Below are 18,294 nucleotides of genomic sequence, written 5' to 3'. Positions count from 1 at the left end.
CCCACATCGCTCGCACGGAACCCGGGCATCCGGAAGGCCACGCGGGCCACGAAGGCGCACCACCTGGCTCGTGCAGGGCATGGTCGATCCAACGGCGGCCTACCGGTCGGCCGGAACGTCCTAGCGACGATCAGGGCGCGGCACTGTCCCGTCTCCGACACTCGAATACCCTATCGCCCACACCGGAATGGTCGGCTTCGGCGAGCCGATCACCAGGCCTCGGGCGGCACCGCGATCACCGTCAGCGAACCCGGAGCGATCTCGGTGAAACCCGCGTCCCGCACGGCCACCGCGCCGCCCGCCCGCACCCGGTCGCTCAGCGCCTGCCACTGTGCGGGGTCGGCTTCGCGCACCGCGCAATGGAATTCGCGGAGCGACCACCGATAGGCGTCCTCGGGGCTCAGCGCCGCCGCGAGCAGCATGCTGGCGTGGCCGACCTGCGCCGCGCTCTTTCCCAGCGTCATGCCGAGCGCCGAGTTCACCCACAGCACAGGAAGATTCGGGTCCGCGGGCCCTGGGTCGTCGTGGTCGAGGTCGGTGCCGCCGATCTGGAGCTTCCTGATCCGCGGGTCAACCGCGCCGACCGCGCTCGGCACGAAAGCCCGCGCCTGCGCGCCGTCGATCTGCACGGTGACGCCGTCGACCTCGTTCGCCGCCAGCCACTGCGCACCGCGGGCGCGCCGCGCCACCTTGCGGATTCGGGAGCGCTTCCACGCGAGATACCGCCGCGCCCATGGGCCATCCGGTCCGACACGTTCGTCCAGGCACAGCGCGACCGCCGAGGCCGCGGCGGCGGCGAGCAACGCGCTGCGCGCGGGCGGCTCGGCCTTGGGCAGGTGCAGCACCATCTGCATCGCCTGCACCTGATCGGGGTCGTCGGGATCGCCCGCGCCGCCGTAGCCGAGGGCGAGTTCCGCGTGCCGGATGCGGAATCCCTCTTCCCCCGTGGACAATTCGTCCACGATGCCGCTCTCCGGACTGCTCATTCACTCCACCTCGACCCTCAACGTGAACTTCTGCGCGGGTTCGACGCCGTGCTCCCACGGGCGCGCGTACTCCAGTGCAAGCTCGGTGACGCCCGCGGCATTCCCGACGAACGTCCACACCGCGCTGCCGCCGGAGCCGGGCGCGATCGGCCGGTCGGCATCCGGCCGGTAATCCGGCTCGCCCTCGGGCCGGAGCACGTTCTGGTCCAGCGCGGCGAGCCGCCAGCCGTACCCGGTCGACGGGTTGGCGGGCAAGGTCACGATCAGCTGTTGCCCGGTGCGCAGCTCGCGATTCTGCCCGCTGTCGGCCTCGGTCACGTCCATGGCGTCTCCCGAACGCTGGGTGGTGGTCGTCGCGGGCGTGTGTCCTTCGTGATCGTCGGTGCCGCACGCGGCGAGCGCGATTCCGAGCAGCAGCACAACCAGGGACTTACGCACCGCGTTCTCCGATCGCCGAATGATCACTGTCCGCGACCAGCGTAGTCGGCGCTGCCGAGGAGCCCCTGGACACAGCGGCTCGGCCCGGTCGCACCGGCACCCCTCGCACCAAGGCACGCCCATCGACGACAAGGCCGCGCGGCCTACCGAACCAGCGGCACCCGGCGCATCAACCCGTCGCGGGCGTCGGCGGCCTCCACCTCGTGCCGGGTGACGCCGAGGATGAACAGCACCGCGTCCAGGTACGGGTGCGACAGCGCGGTGTCGGCGACCTCGCGCAGCGCGGGCTTGGCGTTGAACGCGACACCGAGCCCGGCGGCGTTGAGCATGTCGATGTCGTTGGCGCCGTCGCCGACCGCGACGGTCTGTTCCATGGGCACCCCGGCCTCGGCGGCGAACTTGCGCAGCGCGGTCGCCTTGGCGGCGCGGTCGACGATGTCGCCGACGACCCGGCCGGTCAGCTTGCCGTCCTTGATCTCCAGCGTGTTCGCCTGCACGAAGTCGAGCTCGAGTTCGTGCGCGAGCGGCTCGATGACCTGGCGGAAACCGCCGGACACCACGCCGCAGCGGAAGCCGATGCGGCGCAGGGTGCGGATGGTGGTGCGCGCGCCGGGGGTCAGCTCGATCCGGTCGGCGACCTCCTCGATGACCGATTCGTCCAGACCCTCCAGGGTCGCGACGCGCTGGCGCAGCGATTCGGCGAAGTCGATCTCGCCGCGCATGGCGGCCTCGGTGACCTGGCGGACCTGCTCCTCGACACCCGCGTGCGCGGCGAGCATCTCGATGACCTCGCCCTGGATCAGCGTCGAGTCGACGTCGAACACGATGAGCCGCTTGGCCCGCCGAGCCAGCCCGGCCCGCTCCACCGCGACGTCGACCTGTTCGGCGACCGCGACCTCGGCCAGCGCCGTGCGCAGCCTGGAGTCGGTGTCCGCGCCGGTGTCGGTCGCGGTGACCAGCAGCTCCATCCCGGTGACGGGGTAGTCGGCGATGCCTCGGATGGTGTCGATGTTCGCGCCGAGCGCGGCGAGCTGCCGCGACACCGCGCTGAACGCCCGTGCGGTGACCGGCGCGCCGAGGACGACCACCGCGTGCGTGGACATCGGCGCCCGCCCGATGGCGGCGCCCACCTCCACGTCGACGGTCATGCCGACGGTGTTCATCGCCTCTTCGAGCTCGTCCTGAAGTTCTTCCGGATCGTTCGGGCAGGTGACCAGCACACCGAGGGTGAGCCTGCCGCGGATGACGACCTGCTCCACATCCAGCAGGCTCACCTGGTGCCGCGACATCGCCGCGAGCAGCACGGACGTCACACCGGGCCGGTCGGGTCCGGTGACGGTGACGAGAACGGTGGTGTCGGCCAAGTCTGTGTGCTCCATGTCTGTGTTCGATTGGCGGCGCCGCTGAGCTCTACCGTATTGGACGCCGAGGTCCCGCGGCAGCGGCAGCGTGCACAACGGGGCATCAGCCGGGAGCCGTCGACGCCGGGTAAACGCGCATGCACCCGCTGAAACCAGCGGGTGCATGCGTGTTGCGTTGCGGACTAGTGCTTCGCCAGCTCGCCCTCGTGGACGGCGGTGGCGTGCTTGCCGGAGCCCCAGCCCACGTGCGCCTCGGCCCGCATGCGCTCCACCATGTGCGGGTAGTGCAGCTCGAACGCGGGACGCTCGGAGCGGATGCGCGGCAGCTCGTAGAAGTTGTGCCGCGGCGGCGGGCAGGTGGTGGCCCACTCCAGCGAGTTGCCGTAGCCCCACGGGTCGTCCACCGTCACGACCTCGCCGTAGCGGTAGCTCTTGAAGACGTTCCAGATGAACGGCAGCATCGAGGCGCCGAGGACGAACGCGCCGATGGTCGAGATGGTGTTCAGCGTGGTGAAACCGTCCGTCGGCAGGTAGTCGGCGTAGCGACGCGGCATACCCTCGTTACCGAGCCAGTGCTGCACGAGGAAGGTGGTGTGGAAGCCGACGAAGGTCGCCCAGAAGTGCCACTTGGCCAGGCGCTCGTCCACCATGCGGCCGGTCATCTTCGGGAACCAGAAGTAGATGCCAGCGAAGGTGGCGAACACGATGGTGCCGAAGAGCACGTAGTGGAAGTGCGCGACCACGAAGTAGGTGTCGGACACGTGGAAGTCCATGGGCGGCGAGGCAAGGATGACGCCCGAGAGACCACCGAAGAGGAAGGTCACGAGGAAGCCGAGCGACCACAGCATCGGCGACTCGAAGGTCAGCTGGCCGCGCCACATGGTGCCGATCCAGTTGAAGAACTTCACGCCGGTGGGCACCGCGATGAGGAAGGTCATGAACGAGAAGTACGGCAGCAGCACGGCTCCGGTCGCGTACATGTGGTGCGCCCACACCGCGATGGACAGCGCGGCGATGCCGAGGGTCGCGTACACCAGGGTCGTGTAACCGAAGATCGGCTTGCGGCTGAAGACCGGGAAGATCTCCGAGACGATGCCGAAGAACGGCAGCGCGATGATGTACACCTCGGGGTGGCCGAAGAACCAGAACAGGTGCTGGTAGAGCAGGATGCCGCCGGTGGCCGGGTCGTAGATGTGGCCACCGAGGTGGCGGTCGTAGGCAAGGCCGAACAGCGCCGCGGTGAGCAGCGGGAAGGCGAGCAGGACCAGGACGCTGGTGACGGCGATGTTCCAGGTGAAGATCGGCATCCGGAACATGGTCATACCGGGCGCGCGCAGGCAGACCACGGTGGTCAGCATGTTCACGCCGCCGAGGATGGTGCCGAGACCCGAGACGGCGAGGCCGAGGATCCACAGGTCGGTGCCGACGCCGGGCGAGTGCAGGATGTCGGTCAGCGGGACGTACGCGGTCCAGCCGAAGTCGGCGGCGCCGCCCGGGGTGACGAAGCCCGCGGTCGCCATCGAGCCGCCGAACAGGTACAGCCAGTAGCTGAACGCGTTCAGACGCGGGAAGGCGACGTCAGGGGCGCCGATCTGCAGCGGAAGGATGATGTTGGCGAAGCCGAACACGATCGCGGTCGCGTAGAACAGCAGCATGATCGTGCCGTGCATGGTGAACAGCTGGTTGAACTGTTCCGGCGAGAGGAACTGCAGGCCGGGGCGCGCCAGCTCGGCACGCATCAGCAGGGCCATCAGACCGCCGACCATGAAGAAGCTGATCGCCGTCACCAGGTACATGGTGCCGAGCACCTTGGGGTCCGTGGTGGTGACCATCTTGTAGAGGAAAGAACCCTTGGGTCCGGTCCGAGCCGGATACGGTCGAGTCGCTTCCAACTGAGGGACTGGTCTGGGCTCTACCGCAGTCACTGATCCTCCTGAAGATGCCTTTAGGTCGCTCCGCGAGCTCCGCTGCTCGCCTTCATCCCGTTCCCGAGACAGCGGACAGTTCGCTTGCGCTCCTGAGATCGTAAACGGTGCCGTCACGGCCGACAGAGCGGGTCCTACTCTGCGTCGTATTTCGTTGGTCACCGGTCAGCCGCGGGATGTCCCACGGCCTACGCCGATGAGTTCACGAGGCCGCGGTCGTCTCTATCCATGACAACCCTTCGTCACCTGCGAGGAGACCGATCATGACCACCCCGAAGCCGGGCGACCCCGTCTGGGTCGACCTCTACACCGCCGATCCCGAGCGCAGCATCGCCTTCTATGGCGACCTGTTCGGCTGGACCGTCGACCGCGCGGGCGCGGAATTCGGCGGCTACCTGACCTTCCGCAAGGACGGCAAGGCCGTCGCGGGCGGGATGGGCAGGATGGACGACGACGGCGACACCGGACCGGATCGGTGGACCGTCTATCTGTCGGCGCCGGACGCCAGGGCCGCCGCCGCGGCCGCGACCGCGCACGGCGGATCCGTGATCGTCGAGCCGATGGATGTCGGCGATCTCGGCGTGATGGCGGTGCTCGCCGATCCGGGCGGTGCGGGCGTCGGCGTCTGGCAGGCGGGCTCGTTCGGCGGGCTCGAGACCGCGGCCCTCGTCGAGGGCGGCAAGTGGCGCGATCACGCGGGCGCGCCGTCCTGGTTCGAGCTGCACACCCGCTCGTACGAGGGCTCGCTGGCGTTCTACCGCGAGGTGTTCGGCTGGTCCGACACCTTCGAGATGCCAGGCGCGCCGGAGTTCCGCTACACCACCATCCATTCGACAAGTCCGATGCTGGGCGGCGTGATGGACGCCTCGGACTTCCTGCCGCCCGGTGCGCCCGCGGGCTGGACCGTGTACTTCGGCGCCGACGACGTCGACAAGGCGGTCGCCCAGGTCGTCGCGCTCGGCGGCAAGGTCGTCTCTGCCGCGCAGGACTCCCCGTACGGGCGGATGGCCACCGTCGCGGATCCGACCGGCGCGATCTTCAATCTCGGCGGCGACGTCGCCGGATAGCTCGCTCGCCGAGGCGCGGCCCGGCCCCGCGCCTCGGCCGCGCCGCCGGACGCCTGTACCCTCTCCGGCATGCCGGTGAGCGCACTCGTACGCACCCGAAATCGCGTTGTCGCCACCCGTTACGGCGCTGTCGTCGTCCGTAGCGGCGCTGTCGCGGTCGCGGCCGTCTGCGCCGCGGCGCTGGTCGGGTGCGGTAGCCAGACCGACGACACGAGTTCGATCATCCGCACCACCACCAATATCGCGGGTGCGGGCGTCATCGGGCTGGAGCGGGACACGACGAAGGCCTGCGCCCTGCCGAGCGCGCCCGATCAGGCGTCGGGCACTCGCAGCGTCACGCACGCCGCCGGTGTCTCCGAGGTGCCCGCCGATCCGCAGCGCATCGTCGTGCTGACCACCTCCGCGCTGGACGCCACTTGTGCACTGGGCCTGTGGGAGCGCGTGGTCGGTGCGGTGACCGTGGACGGGGAACGTCCGCAGCCCACCTTCCTCGGCACCGGCGTGCTGAAGATCCCGAGCGTCGGCACCGCCGCCGAGCCGGACCTGGCCAAGATCGCGGAACTGCGTCCCGACGTCATCATCGGCGAACAGCCCTCGGGCGCGGCCACTTTCGACGCGCTGCGGGCCATCGCGCCGACCGTGCTCGTCGGGGCGTCGAACAGCTGGCAGGCCGAATTCAGCGCCTTCGCAGCGGGTTTGGACCGCAGCGGCGCGGCCGGCACGGCGCTGGCGAACTACCGCACCGAGGCCGCCGACATCGGAAACGCCATCGCAGCCAACCAGAGTCAGGCTTCGGTCGTCCGGTTCACCGGCGACGCCATCCAGGTTCAGGGCAGCGAGAGTTTCGCGGGCCGGGTCTTGGCCGACGTGGGTGTCCAGCGCCCCACCGCCCAGCGCGGCGCGTCCTTCGACGTCGCCGCGGGCGATTTCGACACCAAGGTCGAAGGCGACGTCGTCTATGTCGTCCTGGCCGGTGAATCCGGTAAGGAACAGGGCGAGAAGGTCATGCGCGGCGACGAATGGAAGGAACTCGGCGCCGCAGGCGACCGCCGCGTCTTCGCGGTCGAGGACAGCGTCTGGCACGGCGACGGACTCACCGCCGCCCGCGCCCTGCTCAGCGATGTGCAGAAGACGTTGAACGGGTACGTCACCGACTGAGCGCTCGCTTCTGCTGGTGCGCCTGCAAGATCCTGACCGAATGTCTCCCCGACCCTGTCCGACGGGGTGGAGGTGACATTCAGTCGGTTGATCCGAAGTCGGCAGAACCGCTCACAGCGGACTCCCAGCGTTGTCCCAGTTCGGTCCGAGTACGGCTCCCTACCGTCGCTTCCGACGCGAAACGAGCAGAGGAGGAACGCGGTGGACGGGAATGGTGGGGCGCATGAGCACGATCTCGGGTTGGCGCACGATCTGCGGGTGATGTCGCGGCGGCGAGCGGTGAGTTTTCTCGGGATCGTCGGAGTGGCGACGGCCGTGACCGCCTGCGCGACGACGACGCGAACAGGCGCGTCGAGCACAACCAGCACTGCGACGAGCGCGGCGGCGAGCGACGCGAGCGCGGTGGGCGCGGCGCCGCAGGAGACGGCGGGACCGTACCCGGGCGACGGCTCCAACGGGCCCAATGTGCTCATCGAATCCGGCGTGGTCCGCTCCGACATCACCACCAGCTTCGGCTCGTATTCCGGTGTGGCCGAAGGTGTTCCGATGACGCTGAAACTCTCGCTACGTGATCTCGCCGGGAACGGCGCCGCGGGCGCTGGCATGGCCGTCTACGTCTGGCACTGCGACCGATCCGGCGCGTATTCGCTCTACAGCCCGGGCGTCACCGAACAGAACTACCTGCGCGGCGTGCAGGTCGCCGACGCGGCAGGCGCGGTGACGTTCACCTCGATCTTCCCGGCCTGCTATTCGGGCCGCTGGCCGCACATCCACTTCGAGGTCTACGACTCGCTGGAGACCGCGGTCGCGGGCAGCAACGCCCGGCTCACCTCGCAGATCGCACTCCCCCAGGACGTGTGCGAGGCCGTCTTCGCGCACGACTCCGGTTACGCGCAGAGCATCCGCAACATGTCCGGCGTCTCGCTCGCCTCGGACACGGTGTTCGGTGACGGCTGGGACGCCGAGCTGGCCACCGTCACCGGTACACCCGCCTCCGGTCTCACGGTCGCACTCACCATCGGCGTCGCCGCGAAATCCGAGAACTCTTCTCCCGGAAGCGGTTTCGGCCCGCCGCCCGGTGGCCGCCCCGGAGGTCCGCCGCCAGGCCGCTGAGCCGCGGGCACCGGTGAAACGGCTGAGCCGCGAAAACTCGGAAAGCCCCGCTACGCCGTGAAAGCCCGCTGAGCCGTGAACCCAGGGACCCTGAGCTGTGCGAACCCGGAAGCCCGCTGCGAACCCGGAAAGCGGCTGAGCCACGTGCACCCGGTAAACGACGCGGGGCCCCGCAGCGGCGGAGCCCCGGCTCGGGAACGGTGGATCAGAACTCCCAGTCCTCGTCCTCGGTGTTGACCGCCTTGCCGATCACGTACGACGATCCGGAACCGGAGAAGAAGTCGTGGTTCTCGTCGGCGTTCGGCGAAAGCGCCGAGAGGATGGCCGGATTCACGTCGGTCTCGTCCTTCGGGAACAGGCCCTCGTAGCCGAGGTTCATCAGCGCCTTGTTGGCGTTGTAGCGCAGGAACTTCTTGACGTCCTCGGTGAGGCCGACCTCGTCGTACAGGTCCTGGGTGTATTCGACCTCGTTGTCGTAGAGCTCGAAGAGCAGCTCGAAGGTGTAGTTCTTCAGCTCGTCGCGCTCGGCCTGGGAGACCAGTTCGAGGCCCTTTTGGTACTTGTAGCCGATGTAGTACCCGTGCACGGCCTCGTCGCGGATGATCAGGCGGATCATGTCGGCGGTGTTGGTCAGCTTGGCCCGGGAGGACCAGTGCATCGGCAGGTAGAAGCCGGAGTAGAACAGGAAGCTCTCCAGCAGCGTGGAGGCCACCTTGCGCTTGAGCGGATCCTCGCCGTTGTAGTAGGCCAGGACGATCTCGGCCTTGCGCTGCAGGTTCCGGTTCTCCTCGGACCAGCGGAACGCCTCGTCGATCTCCTTGGTGGAGCACAGCGTGGAGAAGATGGAGCTGTAGCTCTTCGCGTGCACCGACTCCATGAACGCGATGTTGGTGAGCACCGCTTCCTCGTGCGGGGTCAGCGCGTCCGGGATCAGGCTCACCGCGCCGACGGTGCCCTGGATGGTGTCGAGCAGGGTCAGGCCGGTGAAGACCCGCATGGTCAGCTGCTTCTCGTCGGCGGTCAGCGTGTTCCACGAGGGGATGTCGTTGGACACCGGAACCTTCTCCGGCAGCCAGAAGTTGCCGGTCAGCCGGTCCCAGACCTCGGCATCCTTCTCGTCGGGCACCCGATTCCAGTTGATGGCCGACACCCGATCGATCAGTTTCATCCTGCCTCCACACCTTTCCCGAGCACGCTGCCGTCACGGAGTTCCTACCACCGAACACTACTCCTAGTGGCTCAGAACTCCATGCAGCACAACACCTTGTGTCGCTGCGGCGCACGTCACGGACAACCATTTCGCCGTGAGACCACCGCGCGCGGCACCCATTGTGCGGCACCCGCCCGCGCGCGACCGCAGCGGTCCTCGGTGCGACGCGATCGATCGCCAGCAGTTAGCCATCGCCAGTAGTTAGCCGTCGACGCCGAAGCGACGAGCGCCCGTGGTCGACCCCACGTCGCCGGTTTGCCGGTACCGAATCCGCGCCGCGACCCGCCGAGCCGAACCGAAGGAGCCCGCCGGATTCGGCGACGCATAGCGGCCGGTTGCGACGCGCGCCGGGGAGCGGGCAGACTGCTGGGCCAGAAGCGCGCAGTCGGCGCGCCGCACAAGGGGGGTTACTGTGCTACGCAGGTTCGGGATGGTCGCGGCAGCCGCTGTTGTTCTGCTCAGTGTCACCGCCTGTCAGGAGGATCTGCCGCCCGCGCCCGCCGGTTCCGAGGGCTATTGGGTCACCGCACCGGAGACCGACGAGCAGCGTTGGGAAGTGCTCCGCAAGGTTCAGGCGATCGATCCGTGCGCGCTCGTCCCGCGCACCGAACTGGCCCGGATCGGCACGGTGAATTGGGTGGATGTCCGCATGCCGAGCTGGTGCGAAGCGCGGATGGGCCCGACCGAACACGGCAAGGGAACCGCGCTGAGCTGGACGCTGTCCGTAGCGCCGAATGGCATCCAACGGTCGGAGCGCGGGCGCACAACGAAGATCGGCGCCGTCACGGTCGGCACGGTCAGCGATCTCGACTCCAACCCGGACCTCCAGGGCAAGCTGGTCGAGCGCAATTGCACCGCGAGCGCGAGCTTCCCGTCGACCGCGGCCGTGATGATCTTCGTCACGACACCACTGGGCACCGAACCGTGCCCGGTCGCCGACGCGGTACTGCCGACCATTCTCGCTCAGCTCGACAAGGAACCCCGGCACAGCACTTCGCCCGACACCCCGCGGACCGTCCTGCTCGGCCGCGATCCCTGCGCGGTCGCGAACGAACTCGGCGTCACTCCGGCGGTAGCGGACCAGCGCGACTGGAAGTGCTCCTTTCCGTATCGCGGCGACACCATCGAAGTCCGGTACACCTATGACAAAGAGCGACTGATCGCCCAGGGCGAACCGATTTTCACCATCAACGGGCATCCGGGGTACGGCGATCCGAGCTCCGACGAATTCCATTCGTACAACGCGGTAGTGGGCCCACCGTTGCCCTCGTCCAAACCCGCGTCCTCGATGGGACCGAAGCTCCCGGTCGTCAGCGTGTTCGGCCGAGACGAGGCCGCGGTGGAAGAGGTCCTGCGCCGGGCGACCGCGCTGTTCCCCGCCGCCTGACGCGGGGCCGAATCCACCCGCACGCGCTGGGACGGCGGTGCCGCCTCGGGCGTTGTGGCTGCGGCGGTCCGTAAGGGCGCTGCGCCGCAATGAATTTCCCGCAAGCCTGATCGCCTTGGCCGCAGGCGTGCATGGATCTCGCTCCGGAACAACGCAATCCTCGTTTTGCGAGACGGCGGATCTACGGGCACACTCGGCGGCGATGGTTCGCGGGAGTCGGGCCACAATCCCGACTGGGATCCGTTGCGATGAAGGGGGACTCGATGCTGCGTCGACTACTGCTGGTGGGTGCGATCGCCCTGACCGCCGCCGGATGCCAGTCCGAACCGGCGACGAACTCGGCGGCTGTCACGGAACCTGTTGTGGCAGCGAGCTTCTGGTCCAAGGTCCCGCAGGACGATCAGCAGCGCGGCGAAGTGCTGCGACACACCCGCAGGATCGATGTGTGCGCGCTGCTTCCGCGCGAGACCCTCGGCCAACTCACCGCGTTCGGCGCGTTGCGCGCGGTCGAGAACGATCAGCCGACCGCGTGCAACGCCGCGCTCGGACCCGCAGGCTATGGCGAGGGCACCGCGCTGAAGTGGTCCACCAACGCACTGCCGGACCCGTTCCCGCAGGACCGAGGCACCGTTCGACAGCTCGGCGATGTGACGACCTGGACCGTCGCCTCGGAACAGCACTGCAGTGTGACCGCAAAGTTCCCAGCCGGAGTCGGCGTCTACCTCGACATCGAGACGAAGACGCCGACCGATCTGTGCGCGGCGATCGAAGGCCTGGTTCCCGGCATCCTCGACCGATGGCGTTCGGCGCCGCCGCAGGGAACGTCGCCCGATACCGTGCGCACCGCGCTGCACGGGGCCGACCCGTGCGCGGTGCGCGGCAAGCTGGCGGACACCGTCGAGTTCGGCATCAAGCGCACGCTGAACGGCTGTGCCTTCACCTACCGGGGCGAGGAGGTGATCCTGAGCTACGAGAACAGGAACCGGGGCGTGCTCACCGCCGCCGCCACCACCCTCACGCTCGACGGTCACAACGTCTACCGGTCCAATCCGTCCGGCGACAACGACCCGATCCGCAGCTACAACGCGCCGGTCGGCCCCGAACTGCCGCAGGCCGAACCCGCGGGGGTGTTCGGCCCGCCGGTGCCAATCGTCAGCGTCCACGCCGAATCCGACGATGTGGCGAAAGAAGTCATGCGGCAAGCGCTTTCGCTGTTCGACTGATCCGGCCGCGACAGATCCCGGCGCCGCGTCCGCGCGGGAACCGACGAGGGTCGCCCAAAGACGACGAGTCAGGTGCCCGCCTCGTTCCGTTGACGACGGCGATGTTTGCGCGAGGGTTGCTCCGGCGGCAGACTCGATAGGCGAGCACTCGATCGGGCACGGCCATCGCGGACGGAGGATCCGATGCACCGCATACTCGCCCTGACCGCCGCCATGCTGCTCGCCGCGGGCTGCGGCGGCGATTCGAGCGAGGAAGCCGTTTCCGGCCCGCCCGCGCATCCTCCGGAATTCTGGTCGCAGCCCGCACACACCGAACAGCAGAAGCAGGAGGTCGCCAGGGGCGCCCGGCAGATCGACGTGTGCGCTCTGCTCCCCCGCGACGTCCTCGCCGCCCTGGGCGAAGTGCGCGAGGTGACGACCGACCTGTACTCCTGCACCGCCGAGGTCGAGCGCGAGGGGGGTGCCGTCAAGGCGTACTGGTCGCCGACACTGCTGGCCGAGGTGACCGGCGCGACCGAGCAGATCGGTGACGTGACCGCGCGCGTCGTCCCCGATACCGAGACCGGACCGGCGCGAGCGTGCGGCATCACCTCTCGATTCCCGGCGGGCGCCGCCCTCTACTTCGGCGTCACGGCCAACGATCCCTGCGCACTGGCCGAGCAACTCACCCCCGGAATGCTGGACCGCTGGCGTGCGGGGCCGGTCCAGGGCACGTCACCCGACACCGTGCGCACCGTCCTGCTCGGCGCCGACCCCTGCGAAGTGCGTACGCGGCTGTCCGGCACCACCGATGTCGGCGAACCGCGCCTGACCGCGTGCCGGTTCCGCTACCGGGACGAGGTCGTCACCGTCGGCTACGAGTACCGGATTCCCGACTACCTGGCCCGGCTCGGCACCGAGGTGCGCATCGATGGCCGCCCCGTCCGTCGCTCGGTCTCGCTCTACGACAACACCATTCCGATCTTCACCGCCCAAGTCGGCCCGGCGCTACCCGCGGGAAGCACCGCCCACGGTCCTCGGGTCCCCGTCATCGAGGTCACCTCGGCCTCGGACGGGGTGGCCGCCGAGGTCGCGGCCCAGGTGCTCGCCCTGTTCCCCGAACGATGACGGGTCAGATTCCGAGGACCAGCTTGGCCGTCGTGAAGTAGATGATCAGTCCGGTGGCGTCCACCAGCGTCGTCACCATCGGCGCCGACACCACCGCGGGGTCGATCCGCAGCTTCTTGGCCAGCAGCGGCATGGTGCCGCCTATCGTGGCGGCCCACGCGCAGATCAGCACAAGGGTGATCGCAACCACGACCGCGATGCGCGGACCGACGAACAGCCCGCCGATCACCAAACCCGCACTGGCCAAAAGGGATCCGAGGACAAGACCGACCCGGCATTCGCGCCAGATCACCTTGAACAGGTCCGAGACTCGCACCTCGCCGACGGCGAGTGCGCGGACACACGCGGTGGCCGCCTGGGCGCCCGCGTTGCCGCCCGCGCCGATCAGCAGCGGAATGAACAGCGCGAGGTGCGCGGCCTGCTCCAGGGTGCCCTCGAAGAAATCGGTGACGCTCACCGTGAGCGTCGCCGCGAAGAGCAGCAGCATCAGCCACAGCGCGCGGTATCGGGCCAGCTGGAAGACACCCGCCGCCATGTAGTGGCCCTCCCACGGCGCCGAACCGGCCTGGCGGGCGACGTCCTCGCTGTCGGCGGCCTCGATGACCTCCACGGCGTCGTCGATGGTGAGCAGGCCGACCAGGCGGTCCTCGCTGTCCACGACCGGCAGGTTGATGTCGTTGGTCTCGCGCATCAGGCGGGCGGCCTTCTCGGCGGAGTCGGTCGCGCGGGCGAACGCGGGCTCGGTGACGACCAGCTCGGACACCATGGTTTCGGGTCCGGCCAGCACCAGTTCGCGCAGTTCGACGATGCCGGTGAGCCGACGTCCCGCGTCGACGACGGGCAGCGTGTACACCGTTTCCGCACCCGCGCCCTTGGCGCGCACCATGGCCAGCGCCTCCGCGACGGTCAGGTTGCGCGGCAACGCGACCACCTCGGGCGTCATGTACTGGCCTGCGGAACCCTCGGGGTAACCGAGCAGGGCCGCGGTCATCCGCCGCTCGCGCGGACTCAGACCGGCGAGCACCTTCTTGGCGACCTTGGCGGGCGCCTCGCGCAGCATGCGCGCACGGTCGTCCGGGGCCATGCCCTCGACCAGCTCGCGGAAGCTCTGATCGCGCAGGCCCTGCAGGATCTGCTGCTGGTCGACCGGCTCGAGCTCCTCGAAGACGGCCAGCGCCAGATCCTTGTCCAGCAGGCGGAACGCCATGCCCGCCTGGACGGCGTCCATCCTGGCCAGCTGGTCGGCGATGAAGTGCGGTGGGTGGTTGTCGAGCCAGTCGAGGGCGGCGTCGACACGGTGCTCGGCGACGAAGTCCAGCAGGGACTCGGCCGGAACCGGGCGTGCTTCGATGAGATCGGTCTGCGACATGGGAGGTCCTCAGCACAGCGTGGGGGTGAAAAGTGCACGAAGTTTCACACCGCGAGGCGCCCACCCGGGCGACGCAGACCTACCAGGTATGCGAAGGGGCGGCGCCGCGCGGCCTTCGACTGGGAGGTTCACTGCGCATGGCAACCCACCTCCTGATCGTTCCCGCCGCGACCGACCGGTCGCGCGCCGTCTACCTGGTCGACAGAATTCGAACGCGATTGCGTCCTCGTGAAGGATACATGTTTCAACCCAATGTTTCACGGCGAGCGGCGTGTCGTCACCCTTCCGCGGGTCGCGGCGTGATCGTGGCCACCACAGCGGGTTCGGTTTCCGCCCAGGTCGGGACGTGTTGGACCCACTCGGGGATCGGTCCGGTTTGCACGCCGAAAAGGTACAAATGCGGCACCAGACCGCGCAGCGCCCGGTGCACGTCGAGACGGTCGTCGATCATGTGCGTGATGCCGAGTTCGGCGCAGTGAATCGCCTTGTCGGCGCGTTCCCGGCAGAAGCGGAGGTTGCCGCGCGGAATTCCGGTCCGCTCGTAGAAATCGTGGTGGTCGAGCCACCGCTGGGTGCGCTGTTCCACGCGCGGACCGCATTTCGAGATGATCCAGGCGCGCCCATCGAACAGCGCGACCAATCGCGCGAGCACCTCGAAAGCGTTGGGGCTCGGCGGAGTTCGCATGGCGTCCGCGTCGCCGCCGCCGAGGAAGACGGTGTCGGCGTCGCCGGAGGGCAGCGCGGCGCCCTGGATGACCCGGCCGAAATCCACGCCGAGTCGATACTGTCGTTCGTTGTTCATCGCACCAAGCATGACCTCGGCCGAGCTGCCCGGCCACCGAATTTCGTTCCAGCGCTGGGCATTCGCGCGTTCCGGGCTACCAGGAGGCGGTCTTGCGCCACGGGTCGGGCGACTGGTCGACCTTCTCACGGGAACGGACCATCATCCGCTCCAGCATCGCCAGCCGCTTGCGTTGCGCGATCACCTCGTGCAGTGCCGCGTTCACCGTGTCCTCGGTGTTCGTCGTGCCGAGCAGCACGCCTACCACCGCAAGGGCGGCATCATCCACATCGATCGATGTCTGCGACATGCGCACCTCCCACAAATCGGCCCCTCTTCGAATCGTAGGCCGAATTTCCGCGCCGTGGACAGGGGTATTCGCCGTCGTCCGGGTTGTGAGTGATGCGCGGACACCATATAGTCGGGCGCGGTTCTGGCGAAAAATGTTGTGCTCGTTCGGGATACGTCACAAGGGGGAGCTGTGAACGAGACGATCGATGCTGTCGCGGGGCTGCTGTGGCCGTTGCTCGCGGCAGCTGCGCTGTGTATGTTTCGCGGCCCGTTGGCGCGGGTGATCAGTTCGGCGGCGCGCAGGCAGTTCACCTTGCGCATCGGCGGGCAGGAGCTGGACATGAAACAGGTCAGCGAGCAGCAGGAAAGCATGATCGAGGATCTGCAGACGCAGGTTCGCAGGCTGCGCGAACAGGTCGATCAGCTCACCGCCGAACGTGCGCTCGGCACCGGCTCGGCCCGAGTTGGTGCACCTGGTGGCGACACCCGATCCAGCGCCGCTACGGACGTCGGCAACTCCTTGGACCTCGGCCCGGCCTTCGGCGCGACCCCGCCGCCCCACCCCCTTCCGGAATCACCTGCGGCAAGCGCGATCCTGTGGGTCGACGACCACCCTTCGAACAACGCCTTCCTCATCGACCGCTTGGAACGCAACGGAATTCGCGTCGACACCGCCCTCACCACCGCGGCCGCCACCGACCTGCTGTCCACCCGCCGCTACGCCGTGATCCTCACCGACATGAACCGCACCGAAAACGGCACCGCAGTCCCCGACGCGGGCCTGCGCCTCACCGAAACCGTCCGCGCCCGCGGCCTCACCACCCCCATCCTCGTCTTCACCAGCGCCCACACCGCCTGCGGCGACAACAGCGACCGGGCCCTCGCCGCAGGCGCCCGCACCGTCACCTCCTCCCCCACCGACCTCACCGGCGAACTGGCCACCCTCGGCCTCCTCCCCCGATAGCCGCACTTGCGCAGACTTCTGAAAAAATTCAGAATAGTTTCATGGTTACCGAAGTGCAGTGGAGCGAGCTACAACGTGACCCCAAGCAGGTCGCGCAGCTCGCCGATCAGGGAGCCGTTCGCGTCCGCCGCCGCGACGGCGCTCCGCTGCTGCTGATCAGGGAGGATCGCGCCCAGTCGGAGTCGGAGGGGTCGATCACCGCCGCTCGCGCGCTGCGCAACGTGCTGGTCCACCTCCCCCACGATGTCGCCGCCCGCGCCCTGATCGACGAGTTCCCCTGGGTGGACGTGCTTCCCGAAGAGGCACAGGTCCGTTTCGTCGCCGATTTCGCGCGCGCTTTCCAGGCTTCGGCCGAACTCGGCGAATGGTCGGTACTGGAGCGAACCGTGCACGAATGGCGTAGCACGGCGGCGATTTACGCCGACCCCACGCTCGCCCGCGAACTCTCCGGCCCGCTCGACGACGATTTCGGGCCGGTATCCGAACCGGTGGGGGAATGAATGGGCGCGAAACGGGGTGACCTGCAGACCGACTGAACCGATAGGAAGCGCCGCTGGGCGGAGCGCCTCCGGCATTCGGCGGCGAAACGGACTTCGGCGCGGGCTGCGGGGAATGGTTGAGGTCGGGGGCGGGAGTCGGCAGAGTGGGGCGGGTTCGGGGCAGGATGGCCGGTATAGGGGTCGCTCGGAGATACGAAGGAGAAGTCTGTGCGCTTCGGATTGTTCGTCCCGCAGGGCTGGCGGTTGGATCTGGTGGGGATCGAGCCCGCCGCGCAGTGGGAGGTGATGCGCGGGCTGGCGCAGCGGGCCGACGCGAACGACGCGTGGGAGTCGATTTGGGTGTACGACCACTTCCACACGGTTCCGATCCCCACCGAGGAGGCGACGCACGAGGCGTGGACGCTGATGTCGGCGTTCGCGGCGACCACATCCCGGGTGCGGCTCGGCCAGATGTGTACCGCGATCAGCTACCGCAATCCGGCCTACCTGGCGAAGGTCGCCGCGACGGTGGACGTGATCTCGGGCGGCCGGGTCGATATGGGCATCGGCGGCGGTTGGTACGAGCACGAGTGGCGCGCCTACGGCTACGGCTTCCCCTCCGCGGGCGTGCGCCTCGGCCGCCTCGACGAAGGCGTGCGGATCTTCCGGCAGGCGTGGACCGAGGGCAAGGCCACCCTGGACGGCAAGCACTACCAGGTCGACGGCGCGATCGTCCGTCCGCTTCCGTTGCAGGAAGGCGGGATTCCGCTGTGGATCGCGGGCGGCGGCGAACAGAAGACACTACGCATCGCGGCGAAATACGCGAACTACACCAACTTCGGCGGCAACCCCGACGAGTTCGCGCGCAAATCGGAAATCCTGCGCGGACACTGCGCCGAGGTCGGCACCGATTTCGACGCCATTGTCCGCTCCTCGAACTTCAACGTCGCCATCGGCGCCACCGAGGCCGAGGTGGAAGACCGCCTCGCCGCCCTGCGTGATCGGCTGGCGCCGTTCGTCGGCGCCGAGCAGGCCGCCGAGCAAATCGACGACCTGTTCCGCGGCACCGCCGCCGTCGGCACCCCGGAGCAGATCGTCGACAACCTCACGAAGGTCCGCGATCTCGGCCTCGGCTACGCGATCCTGAACTTCCCCGAAGCCGCCTACGACACCTCGGGCATCGAACTCTTCGAGCGCGAGGTCATCCCGGCCCTTTCCTGATCGACACGCCAAAAGGGCTGCCGCCCAATGGAAGCCGCCCCTGGCGCTGGAAACACCTGAACCGAACAGCAACGCGGGCTCCCACTCCCCCACCACGGAGCGAGCCCGACGAGCGACCGTTCGCGGCCGTCTCGCGGACGAGCGCTCGAAGCGCATGCGCCGAAGGCGCGAGTCTCGATCGCTCGGCCGCGAGACATAGAGGCCGCGAACACGC

The 18,294-nt window shown here is 68.5% G+C and carries 17 protein-coding genes; 9 read left to right on the top strand and 8 right to left on the bottom strand.

The features are described 5' to 3' along the window. Positions 1-209 precede the first annotated feature (209 nt). From CRP45_RS25155 to ctaD, 4 genes are all read right to left on the bottom strand, one after another. Positions 210-986, bottom strand: coding sequence for an aminoacyl-tRNA hydrolase (locus CRP45_RS25155; protein WP_097247292.1), 777 nt, complete (start codon positions 984-986; stop codon positions 210-212). Beyond that, positions 987-1,424 carry a protease inhibitor I42 family protein gene (locus CRP45_RS33040; RefSeq protein ID WP_179831007.1) on the bottom strand — a complete coding sequence of 146 codons (438 nt, stop codon included), beginning with the start codon at positions 1,422-1,424 and terminating at the stop codon, positions 987-989. A 143-nt stretch (positions 1,425-1,567) separates the two neighbouring features. Beyond that, a complete protein-coding gene (serB, locus tag CRP45_RS25145; RefSeq protein WP_097247291.1) occupies positions 1,568-2,803 on the bottom strand; it encodes a phosphoserine phosphatase SerB in 1,236 nt (411 codons plus the stop codon). Positions 2,804-2,967: 164 nt separating this feature from the next. Next, positions 2,968-4,710, bottom strand: coding sequence for an aa3-type cytochrome oxidase subunit I (gene ctaD, locus CRP45_RS25140; protein ID WP_084482625.1), 1,743 nt, complete (start codon positions 4,708-4,710; stop codon positions 2,968-2,970). A gap of 263 nt (positions 4,711-4,973) precedes the next feature. Between ctaD and CRP45_RS25135 the strand changes: the two genes are divergently transcribed. The 3 genes from CRP45_RS25135 to CRP45_RS25125 all read left to right on the top strand — a co-directional run bounded on the left by CRP45_RS25135 (position 4,974) and on the right by CRP45_RS25125 (position 8,048). Next, positions 4,974-5,777 (top strand): VOC family protein, encoded by an 804-nt coding sequence (locus CRP45_RS25135; protein WP_097247290.1) that lies wholly within the window; start codon positions 4,974-4,976, stop codon positions 5,775-5,777. Between the two features lie 69 nt (positions 5,778-5,846). Then, a complete protein-coding gene (locus tag CRP45_RS25130) occupies positions 5,847-6,935 on the top strand; it encodes an ABC transporter substrate-binding protein (protein ID WP_097247289.1) in 1,089 nt (362 codons plus the stop codon). 261 nt (positions 6,936-7,196) lie between these two features. Beyond that, a complete protein-coding gene (locus CRP45_RS25125; protein ID WP_097247598.1) occupies positions 7,197-8,048 on the top strand; it encodes a dioxygenase family protein in 852 nt (283 codons plus the stop codon). Between the two features lie 205 nt (positions 8,049-8,253). On the opposite strand, the gene nrdF is transcribed toward CRP45_RS25125, so the two are convergent. Further along, the gene (gene nrdF / locus CRP45_RS25120; RefSeq protein ID WP_067781560.1) at positions 8,254-9,216 is read right to left on the bottom strand and encodes a class 1b ribonucleoside-diphosphate reductase subunit beta; all 963 of its coding nucleotides are present in this window, start codon (positions 9,214-9,216) and stop codon (positions 8,254-8,256) included. A gap of 472 nt (positions 9,217-9,688) precedes the next feature. Between nrdF and CRP45_RS25115 the strand changes: the two genes are divergently transcribed. From CRP45_RS25115 to CRP45_RS25105, 3 genes are all read left to right on the top strand, one after another. Continuing rightward, positions 9,689-10,645 (top strand): hypothetical protein, encoded by a 957-nt coding sequence (locus CRP45_RS25115; protein WP_097247288.1) that lies wholly within the window; start codon positions 9,689-9,691, stop codon positions 10,643-10,645. 263 nt (positions 10,646-10,908) lie between these two features. Beyond that, positions 10,909-11,868: a peptidase gene (locus tag CRP45_RS25110; protein WP_143861540.1), complete on the top strand. Its 960-nt coding sequence runs from the start codon at positions 10,909-10,911 to the stop codon at positions 11,866-11,868. 183 nt (positions 11,869-12,051) lie between these two features. Beyond that, the gene (locus CRP45_RS25105; RefSeq protein ID WP_097247286.1) at positions 12,052-12,975 is read left to right on the top strand and encodes a peptidase; all 924 of its coding nucleotides are present in this window, start codon (positions 12,052-12,054) and stop codon (positions 12,973-12,975) included. A 4-nt stretch (positions 12,976-12,979) separates the two neighbouring features. Here CRP45_RS25105 and mgtE read toward each other — a convergent pair whose 3' ends face one another. The 3 genes from mgtE to CRP45_RS25090 all read right to left on the bottom strand — a co-directional run bounded on the left by mgtE (position 12,980) and on the right by CRP45_RS25090 (position 15,435). Continuing rightward, positions 12,980-14,344 carry a magnesium transporter gene (gene mgtE / locus CRP45_RS25100; RefSeq protein ID WP_097247285.1) on the bottom strand — a complete coding sequence of 455 codons (1,365 nt, stop codon included), beginning with the start codon at positions 14,342-14,344 and terminating at the stop codon, positions 12,980-12,982. A gap of 277 nt (positions 14,345-14,621) precedes the next feature. Further along, positions 14,622-15,146 carry a hypothetical protein gene (locus tag CRP45_RS25095; protein WP_179831006.1) on the bottom strand — a complete coding sequence of 175 codons (525 nt, stop codon included), beginning with the start codon at positions 15,144-15,146 and terminating at the stop codon, positions 14,622-14,624. Positions 15,147-15,222: 76 nt separating this feature from the next. Beyond that, on the bottom strand, positions 15,223-15,435 hold the full coding sequence (locus CRP45_RS25090; RefSeq protein ID WP_067781546.1) for a type II toxin-antitoxin system VapB family antitoxin: 213 nt from the start codon (positions 15,433-15,435) through the stop codon (positions 15,223-15,225). Between the two features lie 171 nt (positions 15,436-15,606). Here CRP45_RS25090 and CRP45_RS25085 point away from each other — a divergent pair, with 171 nt between their 5' ends. The 3 genes from CRP45_RS25085 (at position 15,607) to CRP45_RS25075 (ending at position 18,080) form a co-directional block, all read left to right on the top strand. Continuing rightward, positions 15,607-16,380 (top strand): response regulator, encoded by a 774-nt coding sequence (locus CRP45_RS25085; RefSeq protein WP_097247284.1) that lies wholly within the window; start codon positions 15,607-15,609, stop codon positions 16,378-16,380. Positions 16,381-16,421: 41 nt separating this feature from the next. Next, complete coding sequence (locus CRP45_RS25080) at positions 16,422-16,880, top strand: hypothetical protein (RefSeq protein WP_143861539.1); 459 nt, start codon at positions 16,422-16,424, stop codon at positions 16,878-16,880. 207 nt (positions 16,881-17,087) lie between these two features. Further along, positions 17,088-18,080, top strand: a complete 993-nt coding sequence (locus tag CRP45_RS25075; protein ID WP_097247282.1) for an LLM class F420-dependent oxidoreductase — start codon at positions 17,088-17,090, stop codon at positions 18,078-18,080. Positions 18,081-18,294 lie beyond the last annotated feature (214 nt).

Source organism: Nocardia amikacinitolerans (assembly GCF_900215415.1).
Lineage (GTDB): Bacteria > Actinomycetota > Actinomycetes > Mycobacteriales > Mycobacteriaceae > Nocardia > Nocardia amikacinitolerans.
Note: the sequence above shows the minus strand (reverse complement) of the source record. Positions and strands in the feature narration are given on the sequence as shown.

Bases quoted from the DNA above. Each gene is read 5' to 3' on its own strand.
- CRP45_RS25155 (WP_097247292.1), bottom strand. From the start codon at position 986: ATGAGCAGTCCGGAGAGCGGCATCGTGGACGAATTGTCCACGGGGGAA.
- serB (WP_097247291.1), bottom strand. From the start codon at position 2,803: ATGGAGCACACAGACTTGGCCGACACCACCGTTCTCGTCACCGTCACC.
- CRP45_RS25135 (WP_097247290.1), top strand. From the start codon at position 4,974: ATGACCACCCCGAAGCCGGGCGACCCCGTCTGGGTCGACCTCTACACC.
- CRP45_RS25130 (WP_097247289.1), top strand. From the start codon at position 5,847: ATGCCGGTGAGCGCACTCGTACGCACCCGAAATCGCGTTGTCGCCACC.
- CRP45_RS25125 (WP_097247598.1), top strand. From the start codon at position 7,197: ATGTCGCGGCGGCGAGCGGTGAGTTTTCTCGGGATCGTCGGAGTGGCG.
- nrdF (WP_067781560.1), bottom strand. From the start codon at position 9,216: ATGAAACTGATCGATCGGGTGTCGGCCATCAACTGGAATCGGGTGCCC.
- CRP45_RS25115 (WP_097247288.1), top strand. From the start codon at position 9,689: ATGGTCGCGGCAGCCGCTGTTGTTCTGCTCAGTGTCACCGCCTGTCAG.
- CRP45_RS25110 (WP_143861540.1), top strand. From the start codon at position 10,909: ATGCTGCGTCGACTACTGCTGGTGGGTGCGATCGCCCTGACCGCCGCC.
- CRP45_RS25105 (WP_097247286.1), top strand. From the start codon at position 12,052: ATGCACCGCATACTCGCCCTGACCGCCGCCATGCTGCTCGCCGCGGGC.
- mgtE (WP_097247285.1), bottom strand. From the start codon at position 14,344: ATGTCGCAGACCGATCTCATCGAAGCACGCCCGGTTCCGGCCGAGTCC.
- CRP45_RS25095 (WP_179831006.1), bottom strand. From the start codon at position 15,146: ATGAACAACGAACGACAGTATCGACTCGGCGTGGATTTCGGCCGGGTC.
- CRP45_RS25090 (WP_067781546.1), bottom strand. From the start codon at position 15,435: ATGTCGCAGACATCGATCGATGTGGATGATGCCGCCCTTGCGGTGGTA.
- CRP45_RS25080 (WP_143861539.1), top strand. From the start codon at position 16,422: ATGGTTACCGAAGTGCAGTGGAGCGAGCTACAACGTGACCCCAAGCAG.